Below are 17,514 nucleotides of genomic sequence, written 5' to 3' on the forward strand. Positions count from 1 at the left end.
ATTACAGACTTTATTTAATAAGCTTTAGCTTTTCTTTCAAACCATTCGGTAAATCAATTAGATGACAATAAAAAATAACATCCATATCACCAGATATTTCTATGTTCACATTATTTTTTTTCATATATGCTGCCAATTTTGCCATCTTTCTCTTTTTCCTTTCTATTATTTCTTTTCTAGCTAAATCTTCATAAGAAGAAACTGAAAGTACTTTTTTAGATAAAATGAATTTTTGATATTTGTCAAATTCTGCCTTTTCTAAATCTCTTGATATAGATTTTAATGAAAATTTTAAAGGATAATCATCTAATCCATTTACTTCAACTACAAGTCCAGGCAATCCATATAAACCCCATGGTGCATCATTAATTACATTGTTGGGGTCAAACCATACCTCATATTTCACTCCTCCTTTTGTGATCAATGCTTTTTGGCAAACAAATTTTCCAATTGTTTTACTTTCCTTGAAATACTTTATACTAATGGGATAATTATTATAAATTAATTCTTTATCATGAATTGGTATTCGAATAATTTGTGACTTATTTTTCTTATAAAAAATTCTAGACCAAGAATCATTTTCAATACCATATGAGTCGCCATTTGGCAAATCAATTATTCCAGATTTTCTATTGTCTAAGGTTACAAAAATTGATTCTTCTTTTTGTATCATAATTTTTGCGGTCATTGAATGATTATTTATGTCTGTATAATTATATACAATTGTTTGACTAATTAAATCCGTGGTTATAAAAAGTAGAAATAATAATTTTATTTTTTTCATTTGAATTTTAATATAATTAATATCCGGCCATATATTTATTTTAATGAGGCCAGATAAATAAACTTACTTTAATTCCCTTAATGCGGCAGCTGCCATTCTGCAGAGGGTAGATTCAGGTACACTATCTGAACACATTCTAACTGCCCAATTTGCATTTGCTCTTGTACAACAAGCTGCCTTTGAACTGAAAGAACCTAACATTAAAAAAATTGATAAGACAGAAAAAATTTTCATTGACTTTTTCATAATTTAATTTTTGGGTTAGTTTTAGCATTTTATTAATGGTTAAATGCAATCACCAATGTTTTGCAAAATCATGTTTCGAAAAACAAACAATAATTTAACAAATCAAAAAATAAATAAAAAAAATATTAGTTTAGTTTAAATAAGTTGCAAAATCACAACTTTTCAGGACATGAAAATATTTTTTTCTTTGTAATTTCAGCTTGTAAAATTTACTAGCTTTATGAAAAAATACATCCTACCCTCTCTAGCAATTTTCGGAATTTCTTTGGGAACTATGTCTTTAACATCCATTGAAAAAGAAATTCAAATAGATGAAAAACAAGCCCTTAAAAACTACTCCCAATACTGTGCCTCTTGTCATGGAGAAAAGGTGGAAGCTTTTGTGGATCGAAATTGGAAACATGGTAAAACGAAGTCCGACTTTGTAAATTCTATCACCAAAGGATATCCTGATTTAGGAATGCCGACTTGGGGAGAGATTTTGAGTAAAGAGGAAATCAATGATTTAGCAGAATTAATCAATAAGAATTTAGCAACAGTAGATCAATACAAATTTGCTAACAAACCTAGTTCCAATATTTTCAAATCTGAAGACATTACCGTTCAATTGGACACGATCGCTACTGGATTTGAAAGTCCTTGGGGTTTTGTTCAACTGCCTGATTTAAGCTATTTAATAACCGATAGAAAAGGCGTTTTGTATCATGTAGATCAACATAAAAATAAGACAGAAATCAAGGGAATTCCCGCTGTGATGGCTAAAGGACAAGGGGGATTATTGGACATTGAACTACACCCTCAATTTGAGAAAAACGGCTGGATTTATTTATCTTATTCTAAATTCAAAGAAGAAAATGGTACCACTGTGACCGCTACAGCTATTGTTCGTGGGAAAATTAAAAACAATCAATGGGTAGAGCAAGAAGAACTTTTTGTTTCGCAACCTTTTACCAAAACCTTCCATCATTTTGGTTCAAGAATCACCTTTGACAAAAAGGGATTACTGTATTTTTCTGTTGGAGAACGTGGAATGGAAAAAGATTTTCCACAATTTACCAATAACGACAATGGAAAAATCCACCGTTTAAACGATGATGGAAGCATTCCGAAAGACAATCCATTTGTAGGAAAAGATCCAAAGGAGTTTCATCACAGTATTTATTCGTATGGACAAAGAAATCCACAGGGATTGACAACCAATCCTTGGACAGGAGATATTTGGGAAACAGAACATGGACCAAGAGGTGGAGATGAAATCAATATCATCAAAGCTGGTAAAAATTATGGCTGGCCAACCATCACTTATGGTATTAATTATGATGGAAAACCGATTTCGAATATTTCGAAAAAAGAAGGAATGGAACAACCCATCACCTATTATCTACCATCCATTGCTCCATCTGGATTAACTTTCGTAACTGGAGATAAATACCCAGCTTGGAAAGGTAATTTATTAATCGGTTCCCTTCGATTCAATTATTTACAACGTGTAGAAATCAAAGATAACAAAGTTGTAAATCAAGAAAAGGTTCTACTCAACATTGGCCGTATGCGAAATGTTGAAATGGGTAGAGATGGGTATATTTATGTGGGAGTTGAGAATCCGGGAATGGTATTTAAACTAGTTATCAAGTAGGCAGAGTGAGCAAAGTGAGCAGAGACTGGCTCACTTTGCTCACTGGCTCACTCTGCTCACTAGAACATCCGTTCTCTCCCCCACCCCATTCTCATTAAAAGCCTCAATCTGGAAATAGTAGGTTTTATCCTTGTCCATTGATTTGAAATAATAATCTTTGTTACCATAAACCATCACCGAGGTATATAATTTATCAGGAGCAATTCCGGAATAAATCACATAACCGGTTGCGTTGGAATCTTGTCTCCATTTGAGCCAAGCGCTTCGGGTGTCATGTTCTCCACGAAGTACAACAAAATCCTTTATTTGATTCGGTTTGGCACCATGTCCATTTCCAAAAACGCGTAATCCGCTAATGGCAAATTTACCGGCCGCCATGTGGATGTTCACTAATTTAACAAATCGAGCTTCGATTGGTTTAGACAATTCAACATAATCATGCGGCACATCTGTTTTGTTGGTCGATTTATCCACAATAACCTCCCATTTCTTTCCATCTTTTGAGGCCAAAATCTGATATTGGTGGTAAATACCATTTATTTTTCCCAAAAAGCTAGTATCCACATCTTGGTCCGCATAATTAATTTGAATCGCTCGAATTGTTGAAATTTCTCCTAAATCTGATTGAATAAATTCACCTTTTTTATTACTTTTTGCCGACCAATACGTTCTCATTTGCTCATCCACTGCATAATTTGGAGAATAATTTCCTAGACTTGAAGAAACTTGAACCGGTTTATTGTAATTTAAAATCATCCAACCAGTATATAAATCACTAGGTTTATTAAATGTTGAGGTAGGAGTTTTCATCGGAAAATCACTGTAGGCTGTTTCTGTGTATAAAATTCCGTCCTTATCGAATTGCGTTGGCCATAGACCTAATCGACGTTCAAAACTATTCTTGGAAGCAATCGTAATAGTTGACACATGCCACCAATTTCCAAATTGTCCTTCAAAAGTTGCCCCATGACCCGCCCCGCGAGTAAATCCACCAGGTTTGTAGGCAAATGGATTATGCGATTGATAGGTAAAGGGTCCTAATGGCTTATCAGAGGTATAAACTCCATCTCCATAATGGGAGAATTCCGTACCAGGGGCCCCATATTGCAAATAATATTTACCCTTGTATTTATTCATCCAAGCTCCCTCCATAAAAGGCTTTAAAAAGGTATTGTCTTGAAACTCGCCAAATCGCTCCCAACCATGAATGTCGTCATGCAATTGAATTAATTCTTTACGCTCTCCAATGGGCTGAAGAGTCTTTCGGTCTATTTCTATACCATACATAGGGTATAAATTACTTGAACCATGGTATAAATAAATTCGCTTGTCATCATCTTCAAAAAAAGCAGGGTCCCAGGCACCAGCAGTAAAGGAATGTACAGCTTCTTTCCAAGTATCGGATGTGGGGTTTTGACTATACCAAAGGGTGAAATTTTTTTCGTAGGTAGAACCAATAACTAATAAACTGTCACCTAAGGTTAATGTGGCAGGTGCACATAATTCATCGTAAACTTTATGGTAAGGCTGTAAAAATTTACGGGATATAAAATCCCATTTAACCAAATCATTACTCCACCAATATCCCCATTGGTTGGTTGAAAACAAATAATATTTTCCTTTAAAATAAGAAATAACGGGATCAGCAGTTGCCCGGTGTCGCCCTTGTTCAGAAAAATTGGGAATGGGCGTAAATCCATAATCCAAATTCATTGGGTTGCAAAAGGTATTTTGCGAATATAATGTATTCGAAAAACTTAAAATACTGAGTCCGAAAATGACAAAAAGTAATCGTAATTTCATAGTTTTGAAAAATATTTCTTGAAGTTAAATTCATTTCAACAAGTAAACAAATGCAAAAATCAGAATATCAATTTACTGGCATTGGAATTGCTTTTACAATTCTAATTTGTTGGTTTTTGCACTTATATTTCTTACTACATCAAAACCTCACTTTCAATAATTTTTATCTATTTGTTGGCATTTTGATACAAACACATTTATATACAGGCTTGTTTATTACGAGTCACGACTCCATCCATGGAGTGGTTTCACCGAAATATCCTCGCATCAATCGACTTCTTGGACAAACTGCTACTCTATTATTTGCCTTTAATCGATACAGTATATTGGAGAAAAAACATCACCTGCACCACCAATTTGTCAATACAGAAAAAGATCCTGACGTGCATCAAGGTAACTTTTTTATTTGGTGGTTTAAGTTTATGAAACAATATATTTCGTGGCAACAAATTATTGCTATGGCGATTGCCTATAATGTGTTAAAAATTTGGTTTCCGATGTGGAATTTAATTCTTTTTTGGGAACTACCCGCCATTCTTAGCACCTTACAATTGTTTTATTTTGGCACCTATTTGCCGCACATGGGAATTCACAACAACGAGCATCATTCAGGAACTCAAAGTAAAAACCACTTATGGGCATTTATTTCCTGTTATTTTTTTGGATATCATTACGAACATCATGCTTATCCATATCTTCCTTGGTGGCAATTGCCAAAGGCTAAAAATTGATGGATTGAGGTGCTCGAAAACCCGAAAATTTTCCTAAATTTGCAAGGCAAATTACCTTTATCCAAACGTCCTTATGGGAGAATTAAAATACAAACGAATTTTATTAAAACTTTCTGGCGAAGCACTTTCCACTACCGAAGAAGTGATTGAACCAAGTATTTTAGCACAATATGCTGCTGAAATCAAAGAAGTGCATGATTTAGGTGTAGAAGTAGCCATTGTTATCGGAGGAGGAAATATTTTCAGAGGAGCTGCGGCTGCAAAAGCAGGGATTGATCGAGTACAAGGCGATTACATGGGCATGTTGGCTACGGTAATCAATGGAATGGCAGTGCAAGCATCTTTAGAAAAACAAGGTTTGTACACACGTATGATGACCGCCATCAAAATAGAGGCCGTTTGCGAGCCATTTATTCGAAGAAGAGCCATTCGTCATTTAGAAAAAGGAAGAGTGGTTATTTTCGGAGCAGGAACAGGAAATCCGTATTTCACGACCGATTCAACTGCCTCTTTACGTGCAATTGAAATGGAAGCAGATGTTGTCTTAAAAGGTACTCGTGTGGATGGAGTTTATACGGCTGATCCAGAAAAAGACCCAAATGCGACAAGATTTACGCAACTAAGTTTTCAAGATGCAATTAACAAAAACTTGAAAATTATGGATACAACCGCCTTTACACTTTGTCAGGAAAACAAGGTACCAATTATTGTTTTTGATATGAACAAAAAAGGAAACTTGGCTCAATTGGTTAAAGGGGAAGAAGTAGGAACGCTTATTAGTTAATTGAACACATGGAAGAAATAGAATTTTACATTGATGCTGCCAAAGAAACAATGGATGGCGCAATCAAACACTTAAACATCGAATTGTCTAAAATCAGAGCTGGTAAAGCTTCTGTTAATATGCTAGATGGCCTAATGGTAGACTATTATGGCATGAATACTCCTATCAATGGTGCTGCGTCTATCACTACTCCTGATGCTCGTACAATTGCTATCAAGCCCTTTGAAAAAGGACTTTTTGGAGAAATTGAAAAAGCCATTCGTAATTCTAATTTAGGTTTAAATCCTGTAAATGATGGAGAAACCATTCGTTTGAACATTCCACCATTAACTGAGGACCGCAGAAAGGATTTAGTAAAACGTGTAAAAGCGGAAATTGAAACTGCTAAAGTGAATATCCGTAATGCTCGTCAGGACGCCAACAACAGTATCAAAAAGCTAAAAGCAGATGGGGTTTCTGAAGATGCGATCAAAGACGGAGAGGACAAAGTACAAAAACAAACGGATTCCTTCATTGCAAAAATCGATGTGATTTTTGGCGAGAAGGAAAAGGATATAATGTCGGTGTAACCGAAGCAAGAATTAAAAAAGCCCCATTTGAGGGCTTTTTTATTACACATTCATCAAAAACTCTGAAAGTCCTTGTTCAGTAGGTAGTGCTAATTTTTTACGCAAACGATACCGTTTTAATTCTACGGATCTAGGTGTAATATTTAATATTTGGGAAATTTCTTTTGAAGATAAATTCATTTTCAAATAAGCGGCTAAACCTAAATCACCATGAGATAAATCAGGGAATTGACTCAACAATTTCTTGAAAAACAATTCGTGTACTTCATTGAAATTTTCCTCAAAGATTTTCCATTCTTTTTTTGAATTAAAATTATCTTCAATTTGATGAACAATTGAGTTAAAAATATAATTCTTTTGATCTTCCTTAGGTTTAATTCGATCCAAATCTAGTTTAATTTTTTGCAAAGATTCGTTACGCTTTATTATAGAGAAAGTTAAATTAGACAATTCTTCATTTTTTGTATGTAAATCAATTTCCAGCTTTTCATTTTTCAAGCGAATTATTTCTTGTTTATTTCTCTCTTCGTTAATTTGAATTTGATAGGCCATTTCCTTACTTATCTCTTCTTGCTTCAATTTCAATCGGTACAAATGGATTTTATAGGCTAACCAAATTGCTGCTAAAAAAATCATTAAATAAATAGATTTACTAAACCAACTCCAATACCATGGGTCTTTGATTGAAAAAGAATAATAATTCAATTGTGCATTCTTGTTCGATTTAATAAATAATTTATAATCACCTGGAGGCAATTTATTCAAAACAACACCTCCCTTATAATCAGTAAACTCATTCCAATAATTTTGAATGGGCCAAAGTTTGTAGTACAATTTTGATTGATGGGAAGGATGAAGTAGGCCTATTTTAAATTTTAATTGATTTTCATTGTATGCCAATTTCTCCTGTAAAGCATTAGTTTGAAGACTTGGATAAATAAAATAATTAGAATCATTTGTAAAAACTTGTATTGAATATACAAAAGGTTTATCCCATATTTTACCTGTTTTTTTTCTTGTATCTATAATTTCAAAACCTTCATTTCCAGCCACTAGGTAAGTATTTGTATTCAATTTCAAAATATTCAATTCTTCTTTTTCAGGTAAATCTAATCTATTATATAGTTGTGAATCATTACCTGAAAAAACATAACCTTGTCCCAATTGATTAAAAACAATCACCTCGTCTGCATTTGTTTGAATAATTTTTGAAGGAATTATTTGTGGAAAAGGATTATTTGCTCGAACAATTTTATGGGTAGGACTTTGATCCGTATAGAAATTTGAACCTGTAAAAATGTAATTAATATCATTTAAGGAAAATAAAGAATTTGCAGGGGACTGATGAAATAATTTCTTTCTAGTTTGAATTTTCATCAAATCTTTATCTATTAACAATTTACTTATTCCCCATGTGGCAGACTTTGCAAGTATTTGATTTTTATCAAGGCAAATAAAATCAGAAACTGGGTCGGAGAAACCTTCTAAAGACCTTATAAATGTTAACTTCTTATTTATAAATTGATAGATACATAATCTAGTATAGGTACCTTGTATATACAAGTCAGATGCTTTATCTAATAATTTAATTTTACCTCCACCAGTAATTTTTGAAATTAATTTTGCTTTATCATTTTGAATCCAATAGGTTCCATTACTATGACCGCAATACAATTGACCATTTACTATTGTAAAATTTAAAGAATGACCTTGTGTATTACCTATTAAATTAAAATGTTTATTTTTTAATAAGTAGATTCCATGATTGGTTGCAATATAAAATCTATTCTGATACTGAATTGCATCAAATACTGTACCAACATCCCCGTTGGGGTCCAAATAATGAGTATTTTCCAGATTGTGAATTAAATCAATACCTGAATTTAGTCCAACCCAAAGTTGACGATCGGAGGCCTCAAACAAGGACAAAACCGTATTGTTTTGCAAACCATTCAATTGGTTATAATGGTTCAATATATTACCATAACCATCAGTCAAATAGATTCCGTTCAACAAGGTCCCAAATACATAATTACCATTCGATAAACGAATGGCCTTATTAATTTTTGCTTTTCGAATTTCCAGGTTAAAACCTTTATTAAAAGTCACCAAACGTTTATTTTGAAAAGCAAAGACATTACTAGAGCCTACAATAATTATTTCTCCAGGAGTTCTACCATTTAAAATAGCACATATAGACTCTTGCCCTAACATTTGGGTGTTGGGAACCATTTCTAAAGCACTACCTTTAAGTTCATACAGGCCTAAACCAATTACTTCAGCATAAACAGAACCCTCCGCTTCAAAACAAAATAGTATGGGTCCTGGCAATTTAATTTTAGAAACTTTATTTTGTTTATAGGAATACATAAATCCAAAAGACTGAAATAAAATCTGGTCTTTTAGCACCAAAATTTTCCAAATTTCTTCATGTGGAAATTCCTTGTCTTTAATTTGATCTTTTAAAGAAAAATAATTTAATAATCCATTTACATCTCTTTTCCAAAATCCAAATTCACCTAATCCACCTGTATAGATATTCCCTTCGGCCCCCACAGCAACAGAACGAACAATTTTTTGCCCAGGCAATGAAAATATTTTCCAGTCAATCCCATTAAATTCCATTAGGCCCTTCGAATTGGCTACGTATACAAATTGGTTATTTCCTTGACAAATATCCCAGTTTTGGGTATGCCCCCCATATTCCTGTGCACTAAAATGATTCACATTACTTTGTAAAACTACCTTCCAAGGTTCTTTTTGACCAAAGACAGAATAAAAGCAAAAAATAAATAAGACATATAGGTGTTTCATGTGGCTAAAATGATAAATGATGTGTAAATATCCTTTATTTTTTACAAAAAAGCGACATTTGATGTGGTATTGATGTAGTGAAAAAATTTATTCTTCGATTTACCCTTTCTACTTTTGTCTTGTAATAAAACAAAAAAAATTAAGAAATGTACCAAAACATTCCATTTAAGAAAATCCTGATTTTGTTACTTATAACCGTAGGACAACTATTTGCCCAGCAGGTTATTAAGGGAAGAATTATAGACTTTGAGGATAAATCTGGTATACCAGGCACTTCTATTTATAATGAAACTAGTAAAAAAGGAATAGTAAGTGACCAAAATGGACAATTTCAAGTAACATTTAAATCGGGAGACCGTTTAAAGATCAGCTCAGTAGGATATGAAAGCCAAGAAAAGTTGATGAATTCAAACGAAAAAGAGGTTCTTTCCATTATAAGTTTAAAAAAATCATCAAAAGAATTAGAGCAAGTAATAGTTGTAGGGTATGGATCGATGAAGAAAAGTGAAGTAACAGGTTCCAACTTTTCCATTAAGGGTGAGGAATTAGTAAAAATACCTGTTATGACTCCGACCCAAGCGATCCAAGGTAAAATTCCAGGTGTTCAAATTATCTCTAACGGTAAACCTGGAAGCTCCCCTACAGTAAGAATTCGTGGAATTGGTTCTGCATTAGCGGGAGTAGCAACGCTTTTTGTAGTAGATGGAATTTTAACAGATGATATTTCAAATATTAATACGAATGACATCACCTCTTTAAATGTATTGAAAGATGCATCAGCAACAGCTATCTATGGAGCACGTGGGGCAAACGGTGTTATCATCATCACAACTAAAAAAGGTAAAAAAGGTTTTGAGGTAACATACAATGGAAATGCAGGAGTCCGCCAAGCGGCAAATCTCGTACAAATGGCAAATGCAAAAGAATACCTTAATTACATAGCGGCTATTGGAGTAGATGCCCCTGCAACATCGCAAGTAAACACGAGTTGGTATGACCAAATATTACGAACTGCAATAAGTCAAAATCATTCGCTAAGTATTTCAACAGGTAGTGAAAAAAGTTCAACATTATTTAGTGCCGGATATTTAAAAGAAGAAGGAATTGTGATAAACAATCATTTTGAACGATTCAATTTTAGATTAAACCAGGAGTTCATGATACACCCAAAATTCAATGCAAGTATCACGTCTTCCTATTCTAGAAGTAATGATAAAAATGTGAATTTGGGTACTGCTTACAACAACGCATATCGTGCCGCCCCAATTATTCAAGGTAAAGAAAATGGTTTGTATGGCAATACATCGCTATATCAAAACGTTGGTAATCCTATTTTAGATCTATCCAATAACAATGATTTAAGTAATTTAAATCGGCTACAGGCTGCAATTATATTAAACTATGAGCCTGTAAAAAATCTGCACTTAAGAACAAATTTCGGAAACGATTTCAATTTTGACAAAGGAAGAAATTACACCTATAAATTCACCAATGGTCCTGATTTTTTCATCAATCCGGGTGGAAACCAAAGAAATCCCAATAGCAATTTAAGTGTATTTGAATCCGATGCAAACCGATGGGTTTGGGATAACACCATTGATTACGAGCGCAATTTTGGTGCACATAAGGTGAAGTTATTGGTTGGAACAACAGCAGAAGAATATTATATGTCGATGTTTGGCGCCTTCCGAAAAGACGTTCCAGAATCGGACAACCTTTGGTATTTAGACAATGGAAATGCCAATACTTCCACCAATTATGGAACTGGAGACAAGTGGAGAAGAAATTCTTATTTAAGTAGATTAAATTATGCTTTTCAAGACAAATACATTGTAACGGCTACCTATCGTATGGACGGCAGCTCCAAATTTTCTCAAAAAAATCGATGGGGATATTTTCCATCGGTTGGTTTGGGGTGGATTGTCTCAGAAGAGCCATTTATGAAAGAATTAACCTTTATCAATGATTTAAAAATCAAAACTAGTTGGGGAATTGTTGGGAATGATCGCATTCCAAGCGATTCCTATCAGGTAACGGTAGAATCAAATTTGGCCTATCCATTTGGGGGTGGTGTGGCTGTTGGAGGTTCTGCCATTACCCAAATTAAAGACCCAAATTTGAAATGGGAATCAACCGAAGAGTTTGACTTTGGCACTGAATTCGGCTTGTTAAATGGTAAATTACAAGGAGAGTTTGGCTATTATTACAAGACATCTAAAGACCTACTAATCAATGTAAAGGTTCCTTCTGTGGTTGGTGATAAAGACGGAATGGTGCTTACAAATGCTGCATCCATTCAAAACAAAGGAATTGAAGCAGCTTTAACCTACCAAAATAAATTTGCCACAAACTGGAATATCAAAGTAGGAGGAAACATTACATTGAATCAAAACCAAGTTGTTGGTTTGAACGGCGGCCAACCTATCTTAGACGGAGGTATTGGTGCTGGACAATTTTATACAACAAAGACTGATAATGGCCAACCTGTTGGAAGTTTTTATCTATTAAAGGTATTAGGTGTATTTCAAGATGACAATGAAATTAATAGTTACAAAAACTCTGCTGGAACAACTATTCAGCCGAATGCAACTCCAGGCTCATTCAAATACCAAGACACAAATGATGATGGCAAAATTGATGATTTAGATCGCGTATTTTCAGGATCTTATCAACCTAAAGCCTACTTTGGGATGAATTTCAATATTGGCTTTAAAAATTTGGACCTAAGTTTTGATGTCATTGGCAATGTTGGCAATTTCATTTACAACGGAAAAAAAGCATTCAGACAAGGGGCATTAGACAATGTTGAAAAATCGATGGCTTATGGAAGATGGACAAGAGGTAGCGGCATTCAATCTGAACCAGCAGCAAATGCTGGATATTTACCTGCCTCCACTTATTTTTTAGAAAAAGGCGATTTTGTTCGACTCAACAACGTGACCTTAAATTATAAGTTGCAAAATTCTATTGCCGAAAAATTAGGCTTTAAACAAGCAAGAGTCTATTTGACAGGCCAAAACTTACTCACATTAAAAGAATTCACAGGTTTTAGTCCGGAATTATCTAGCAATTCTCCAACAAATGCTGGTATTGAATTAAATGCATACCCTATCAACAAATCTTTAGTACTTGGATTATCCTTTGGCTTTTAACATTTGACCTATGAATATTCGTCACAAATATTTTATTCTGTTTTTCCTAAGCATCGGTTTACTAAATATAGCATGTAAGGAAAGCTTTTTAGACCTTCCGATAGAATCTAAACCTACCTCCGATTCAGATGCAAATTTTGCTGAAAATTTGGTTGTTGGAGTTTATAATAGCCTTCTATTGGGTGAGGCATTTGGTGCAGAAGGAGATGCACATGGATTGGGATTTGTTTCTGCAACCAATATTATTTCGGATGATGCAGACAAGGGAAGTACAGCCAGCGATCAAGCGGCTACTGTAGGTCAATTGGATCAATTTACGGTAACCTCTTCAAATGTTTTTGTCCAATCCTTATGGTCGGGACACTACAATGGCATTGCGAAGGCAAATCAAGCTTTACAAGCATTAGAGAAATCCAAATTAGTTGATGCTCAAAAAAATAAATTAATGGGAGAAGTTCGATTCATTCGAGCCTATTATTATTTCAATTTAGTTCGTTTTTTTGGTGCAGTACCTAAAATCACAAGTGTACCAGCAGATGCCAATGAAGCAAATACAAATCCTGTGTATCAAACGAGAGCTAGTATTGAAGATATTTATGGTATCATCATTGAAGATTTAACTTTTGCGAGTAACAGCCTTCCTTTACGTTTATTAACACAAACTGGCAGAATATCGAAAGGGACAGCCCAGGCCTTATTAGCAAAAGTTTATTTGTATCAAAAAAATTATTTAAAATCAGCAGATTTATGCAAGGCGGTAATTGAGTCGGGACAATATGCGCTAATCAATGATTATTCACAAATCTGGAGAGAAAAGGGAAATAATAGCAGCGAATCAATTTTTGAAATTCAAACCGGTATATTTAATAATACGGATTATGGGGTAAACTCTTATTCCATGTTTCAAGGCCCACGTGTAGGTGGAAAAGGAGGCTGGACTGATTTAGGATGGGGATTTTGTAATCCTTCTGAATCTTTGGTTAATGCATATGAACCGAATGATCTAAGAAAAGAGGCCACAATAATATTTATAGATAATTCTGGCAAACACAAAGGGACAATTCTATTTGATGGTTTCAGGGTACCCTCTGCAGATTCCGTTGAAAATTTGCGGTATAATTATAAGGCCTATCATAGTGAAAATTCACAAATGGAAAGTTGGTTAGGCAATAGAGATCGAAAACAAAAAAACATCCATATTCTTCGTCTGGCAGATGTATATCTAATATATGCTGAATCCCTAAACGAAAATGGTAACACCTCACTTGCTTTGACCTATTTAAATAAAATCAGAAAAAGGGCTGGTTTGAATGAAAAACCAGAGCTCTCAAAGGAATTATTGAGAGAAGCTATCTGGAATGAAAGACGCATAGAGCTTGCAATGGAACACGATAGATTTTTTGATTTGGTCAGAACAGGAAGAGCGGCCAAAGCCATGCAAAAAGCAGGTAAAAAATTCATAGAAGGTACACATGAATTATTGCCAATTCCTCAATTACAAATTGCACTTAGTGGGGGAAAATTAACCCAGAACAAAGGATATTAAACCAAATTTTTTTATAACAATTAACTTTCAAATTATGCAAAAGACAAAATTAACCGCAAAATTCTTTGCAAGCCTTTTAGTAGGCACAATGCTTTTCACATCATGTAAAAAATCTGAAGACACACTCCCTACAATTGATGGATATAACAATTCAGATGAAGTAGCTGCTTCCAATCTAATGGCTCATTGGGGCTTTGAAGACTCTGGCAAAGAAACAAAATCTGGGGCGACTCCAACAGAAACTAAAAATGCAAGTTACGCAACAGGTGTTAAAGGGAAAGCCTTAAGTTTGGCTTCAGGATTTCTGGCCTATAATGCTATTGCTAATTTAAATAGCCTTGCATCTGCTACCATTTCGGGTTGGGTGAACATTTCGAACAATGGAAATACGCCCTCATGCTTTCTTACGTTGACTCGCCCTAACGAATGGGCAGGAAACTTAAATTTAATGGCTGAAACGGGTTGGAAAAAATCAACCAATGATACATTAGTCGTTAAAGGATTATTAGTCACTAAAAAAACTGCTGGTGATTCTTGGCAAGATACAAGAAATGAACCTTCAAAGGGAGGAGTTCAAGCAAATAAAGTAGCAGGAAAAGGATTTTTTCATTTAGTTATGACCTATGATGCAGCAACTGCCAATTTCAAAATGTATGTAAATGGAGTGAAAGTTTCTAATCCAGAATGGGAATTAAGAGATGGCGGAAACTTAGGAGCTTTAGCCTTTGCTACACCTACCAAACCAGTTATTGGCGCTTGGGGATCAAACGTATCTGGACAAACATCAGAAACGTGGCAAGCACCTATGACTGGTTTAATTGACGAATTACGAGTTTATAACAAAGCTTTAACAGAAGGAGAAATCCTATCTTTGTTTAAACTTGAAACAGCTGGTCGTTAATTATTATTCAATTCAAAGGGCTGTAATTACAGCCCTTTATATCCCATTCCTTCGAATGAAAAACACGTTAATTTTCCTCTCCTTAATCACTCTTTTTGCCTGCAAAAAACAACAGGTGATCCCTCAATCAGACAATTTTACCATCATGTCTACTCGAGTTGGAAATGCTGTTGATCTGAACCAATTCGTTGGGGTAAATAGAATTGCCGATTTACAAATTGGGTTTTCAAGCAAAATTGATAAATCCAAAGCTCAGGAAAATGTTTCTCTTCAACAATTGAATAACCAAAAAAATATCCCATTTGAACTTTTGTATAAAAATGGAGATTGCACATTAATCATTAAACCCAAAGAAAGTTTTCTTTTTGGAACAAAATACCAAGCCCGCATTTTTAAAAACTTCAGTAATTTAAACGGAACAACACTTGAGACCGAACAGTCATTTTACCTAACCACAGAAATAGACACTAGTAAAAAATTTACTACCCTTTCAACTGATGACCTATTAACAAAAATTCAACAACAAACTTTTAAATATTTTTGGGATTTTGGCCATCCTGAATCTGGGCTTTCCCGAGAAAGAAATTCTTCTGGAGATATTGTTACATCAGGAGGTTCTGGATTTGGAATAATGGCAATTGTAGTAGCTGCTGAAAGAAATTTTGTAACTCGACAAGAATCTGTAGATCGATTAAATAAAATAACAGATTTCTTACTTCAAAAATCTGAGCGTTTCCACGGGGCATTTCCTCATTGGCTCAATGGCAAAACTGGAAAAGCAATAGCCTTTAGTCCAAAAGATAATGGAGCCGATTTAGTTGAAACTTCCTATTTAATGCAAGGACTATTAACCGCAAGGGAATATTATAGCCAAAATACCGCTAGTGAAAGCAAACTAAGAAAAAACATCACCCAACTTTGGAACGAAGTGGAATGGTCTTGGTTTACAAAAAATGGAGAAAAGAAACTCTATTGGCATTGGTCGCCCACTTATGGTTGGGATATGAATATGCCCATTAAAGGATGGAATGAATGTCTGATTACCTATATCTTAGCAGCCTCCTCTCCCACTTTTCCAATCGATAAAGAAACCTATACCAAAGGATGGACAGAGAATGCTACTTTTCTCAATGGCAAGTCTTATTTTGGTATCAAATTACCTTTAGGTCCTGCTTATGGTGGACCTTTATTTTTCAGCCATTATTCATTCTTGGGTTTAAATCCCAAGGGCTTAAAAGATGAGTTTGCAAACTATTGGGACCAAAATGTTGCGCATAGCCAAATTAATTATGCTTACTGTGTCAATAATCCTAAGAAATTCTATGGTTATAGCTCAAATTGTTGGGGCCTAACCGCATCTGATATTCAAAATGGATATACCGCAAATGATCCGACAAATGATAATGGAACCATTACACCTACTGCGGCCATCTCATCCTTACCCTATACTCCTGTAGAATCAATGAAAGCAATTCAATATTTCTATTATGTATTAGGCGATAAAACATGGAAAGAATACGGCTTTGTAGATGCATTTAATTTGTCAAATACATGGTATGCTGATTCCTTTTTAGCCATTGACCAAGGTCCTATCATCATTATGATTGAAAATTACAGAACGCAATTACTTTGGAACCAATTTGGCAAATCACAAGAGGTAAAAAATGGTCTTAAAAAATTAGGCTTCACCTATTAACTCCATTACCTAATCTCTTATTCCTTACACCTTATACCTTATACCTTATACCTTATACCTTTTACCTCCCCATCCATCCTCCATCTACAGTCAGGATGGTACCATGAACGTAATTAGAAGCCTCAGAGGCTAAAAATACTACTGGCCCTTTGAAATCATCTGGTTCACCCCAGCGACCCGCTGGAATTCGACCTAAAATAGAATTGGAACGATCCGGATCATTACGAAGGGCTTCAGTATTATCGGTAGAAATATATCCAGGAGCAATGGCATTAACATTTATTCCTTTTCCAGCCCATTCATTCGCCAAAGCCATGGTTAAACGGGCAATTCCACCCTTACTGGCCGCATAACCCGGAACATTGATTCCACCTTGGAAGCTCAACAAAGAAGCAGTGAAAATGATTTTTCCTGAACCCTGCTCAATCATTCCCTTACCAATTTCTCTACTCAAAATAAACTGTGAATTTAAATTTACCTCCAACACCTCATCCCAGTATTCGTCTGAGTGTTCTGAAGCTGGATTACGTAAGATAGTACCTGCATTATTTACTAAAATATCAATTTGTGGATATTCTTTTTTTACTTGTTCAATGAAAGCATATAAGGATGTTCGATCGCCAAAATTGGCCTGGAATGCTTTGAAATTCCTTCCCAAAGCTTTTACCTCTTTTTCAACTTCAGAACCTGCTAATTCCAGATTTGCGGATACCCCTATAATATCAGCACCCGCTTCTGCTAATCCCAGTGCCATTGCCTTTCCAATGCCTCTTTTGCAACCTGTAACTAAGGCTACCTTTCCTGTTAAATCAAACATAAGTTTACTTTTTTATGTAAAGAATTAAAATCCTT

The 17,514-nt window shown here is 34.7% G+C and carries 13 protein-coding genes; 8 read left to right on the top strand and 5 right to left on the bottom strand.

The annotated features are described in order from the left end of the window. Positions 1–10: 10 nt before the first annotated feature. A complete protein-coding gene (locus EOJ36_RS07045; RefSeq protein ID WP_127803780.1) occupies positions 11–784 on the bottom strand; it encodes a GLPGLI family protein in 774 nt (257 codons plus the stop codon). 63 nt (positions 785–847) lie between these two features. Next, positions 848–1,030, bottom strand: a complete 183-nt coding sequence (locus EOJ36_RS07050; protein ID WP_127803782.1) for a hypothetical protein — start codon at positions 1,028–1,030, stop codon at positions 848–850. A 220-nt stretch (positions 1,031–1,250) separates the two neighbouring features. Here EOJ36_RS07050 and EOJ36_RS07055 point away from each other — a divergent pair, with 220 nt between their 5' ends. Then, positions 1,251–2,666, top strand: coding sequence for a PQQ-dependent sugar dehydrogenase (locus tag EOJ36_RS07055; protein ID WP_127803784.1), 1,416 nt, complete (start codon positions 1,251–1,253; stop codon positions 2,664–2,666). 39 nt (positions 2,667–2,705) lie between these two features. Here the strand turns inward: EOJ36_RS07055 and EOJ36_RS07060 are convergent, their stop codons facing one another. Further along, positions 2,706–4,469, bottom strand: a complete 1,764-nt coding sequence (locus EOJ36_RS07060) for a family 43 glycosylhydrolase (RefSeq protein ID WP_127803786.1) — start codon at positions 4,467–4,469, stop codon at positions 2,706–2,708. Between the two features lie 50 nt (positions 4,470–4,519). Here EOJ36_RS07060 and EOJ36_RS07065 point away from each other — a divergent pair, with 50 nt between their 5' ends. The 3 genes from EOJ36_RS07065 to frr all read left to right on the top strand — a co-directional run bounded on the left by EOJ36_RS07065 (position 4,520) and on the right by frr (position 6,553). Continuing rightward, positions 4,520–5,200 carry a fatty acid desaturase gene (locus EOJ36_RS07065; protein ID WP_127803788.1) on the top strand — a complete coding sequence of 227 codons (681 nt, stop codon included), beginning with the start codon at positions 4,520–4,522 and terminating at the stop codon, positions 5,198–5,200. A 73-nt stretch (positions 5,201–5,273) separates the two neighbouring features. Continuing rightward, positions 5,274–5,984, top strand: coding sequence for a UMP kinase (gene pyrH / locus EOJ36_RS07070; RefSeq protein WP_127803790.1), 711 nt, complete (start codon positions 5,274–5,276; stop codon positions 5,982–5,984). 8 nt (positions 5,985–5,992) lie between these two features. After that, on the top strand, positions 5,993–6,553 hold the full coding sequence (frr, locus tag EOJ36_RS07075; protein ID WP_127803792.1) for a ribosome recycling factor: 561 nt from the start codon (positions 5,993–5,995) through the stop codon (positions 6,551–6,553). Positions 6,554–6,595: 42 nt separating this feature from the next. On the opposite strand, the gene EOJ36_RS07080 is transcribed toward frr, so the two are convergent. Further along, complete coding sequence (locus tag EOJ36_RS07080) at positions 6,596–9,367, bottom strand: ligand-binding sensor domain-containing protein (protein ID WP_127803794.1); 2,772 nt, start codon at positions 9,365–9,367, stop codon at positions 6,596–6,598. A gap of 146 nt (positions 9,368–9,513) precedes the next feature. On the opposite strand from EOJ36_RS07080, the gene EOJ36_RS07085 reads away from it, so the two are divergent. The 4 genes from EOJ36_RS07085 to EOJ36_RS07100 all read left to right on the top strand — a co-directional run bounded on the left by EOJ36_RS07085 (position 9,514) and on the right by EOJ36_RS07100 (position 16,662). Next, a complete protein-coding gene (locus EOJ36_RS07085) occupies positions 9,514–12,519 on the top strand; it encodes a SusC/RagA family TonB-linked outer membrane protein (protein WP_127803796.1) in 3,006 nt (1,001 codons plus the stop codon). A 10-nt stretch (positions 12,520–12,529) separates the two neighbouring features. Further along, entirely contained in the window at positions 12,530–14,065 is a 1,536-nt protein-coding gene (locus EOJ36_RS07090; RefSeq protein WP_127803798.1) for a RagB/SusD family nutrient uptake outer membrane protein, read from the top strand. A gap of 34 nt (positions 14,066–14,099) precedes the next feature. Then, positions 14,100–14,966: a LamG-like jellyroll fold domain-containing protein gene (locus tag EOJ36_RS07095; RefSeq protein ID WP_127803800.1), complete on the top strand. Its 867-nt coding sequence runs from the start codon at positions 14,100–14,102 to the stop codon at positions 14,964–14,966. A 145-nt stretch (positions 14,967–15,111) separates the two neighbouring features. Beyond that, positions 15,112–16,662 (top strand): glucoamylase family protein, encoded by a 1,551-nt coding sequence (locus tag EOJ36_RS07100; RefSeq protein ID WP_238944431.1) that lies wholly within the window; start codon positions 15,112–15,114, stop codon positions 16,660–16,662. 61 nt (positions 16,663–16,723) lie between these two features. Here the strand turns inward: EOJ36_RS07100 and kduD are convergent, their stop codons facing one another. Beyond that, positions 16,724–17,479, bottom strand: a complete 756-nt coding sequence (gene kduD, locus EOJ36_RS07105; protein ID WP_127803804.1) for a 2-dehydro-3-deoxy-D-gluconate 5-dehydrogenase KduD — start codon at positions 17,477–17,479, stop codon at positions 16,724–16,726. Positions 17,480–17,514 lie beyond the last annotated feature (35 nt).

The organism is Sandaracinomonas limnophila (genome assembly GCF_004005965.1).
GTDB classification, from domain to species: Bacteria; Bacteroidota; Bacteroidia; order Cytophagales; family Spirosomataceae; genus Sandaracinomonas; species Sandaracinomonas limnophila.

Bases quoted from the DNA above. Each gene is read 5' to 3' on its own strand.
- EOJ36_RS07045 (WP_127803780.1), bottom strand. From the start codon at position 784: ATGAAAAAAATAAAATTATTATTTCTACTTTTTATAACCACGGATTTA.
- EOJ36_RS07050 (WP_127803782.1), bottom strand. From the start codon at position 1,030: ATGAAAAAGTCAATGAAAATTTTTTCTGTCTTATCAATTTTTTTAATG.
- EOJ36_RS07055 (WP_127803784.1), top strand. From the start codon at position 1,251: ATGAAAAAATACATCCTACCCTCTCTAGCAATTTTCGGAATTTCTTTG.
- EOJ36_RS07060 (WP_127803786.1), bottom strand. From the start codon at position 4,469: ATGAAATTACGATTACTTTTTGTCATTTTCGGACTCAGTATTTTAAGT.
- EOJ36_RS07065 (WP_127803788.1), top strand. From the start codon at position 4,520: ATGCAAAAATCAGAATATCAATTTACTGGCATTGGAATTGCTTTTACA.
- pyrH (WP_127803790.1), top strand. From the start codon at position 5,274: ATGGGAGAATTAAAATACAAACGAATTTTATTAAAACTTTCTGGCGAA.
- frr (WP_127803792.1), top strand. From the start codon at position 5,993: ATGGAAGAAATAGAATTTTACATTGATGCTGCCAAAGAAACAATGGAT.
- EOJ36_RS07080 (WP_127803794.1), bottom strand. From the start codon at position 9,367: ATGAAACACCTATATGTCTTATTTATTTTTTGCTTTTATTCTGTCTTT.
- EOJ36_RS07085 (WP_127803796.1), top strand. From the start codon at position 9,514: ATGTACCAAAACATTCCATTTAAGAAAATCCTGATTTTGTTACTTATA.
- EOJ36_RS07090 (WP_127803798.1), top strand. From the start codon at position 12,530: ATGAATATTCGTCACAAATATTTTATTCTGTTTTTCCTAAGCATCGGT.
- EOJ36_RS07095 (WP_127803800.1), top strand. From the start codon at position 14,100: ATGCAAAAGACAAAATTAACCGCAAAATTCTTTGCAAGCCTTTTAGTA.
- EOJ36_RS07100 (WP_238944431.1), top strand. From the start codon at position 15,112: ATGTCTACTCGAGTTGGAAATGCTGTTGATCTGAACCAATTCGTTGGG.
- kduD (WP_127803804.1), bottom strand. From the start codon at position 17,479: ATGTTTGATTTAACAGGAAAGGTAGCCTTAGTTACAGGTTGCAAAAGA.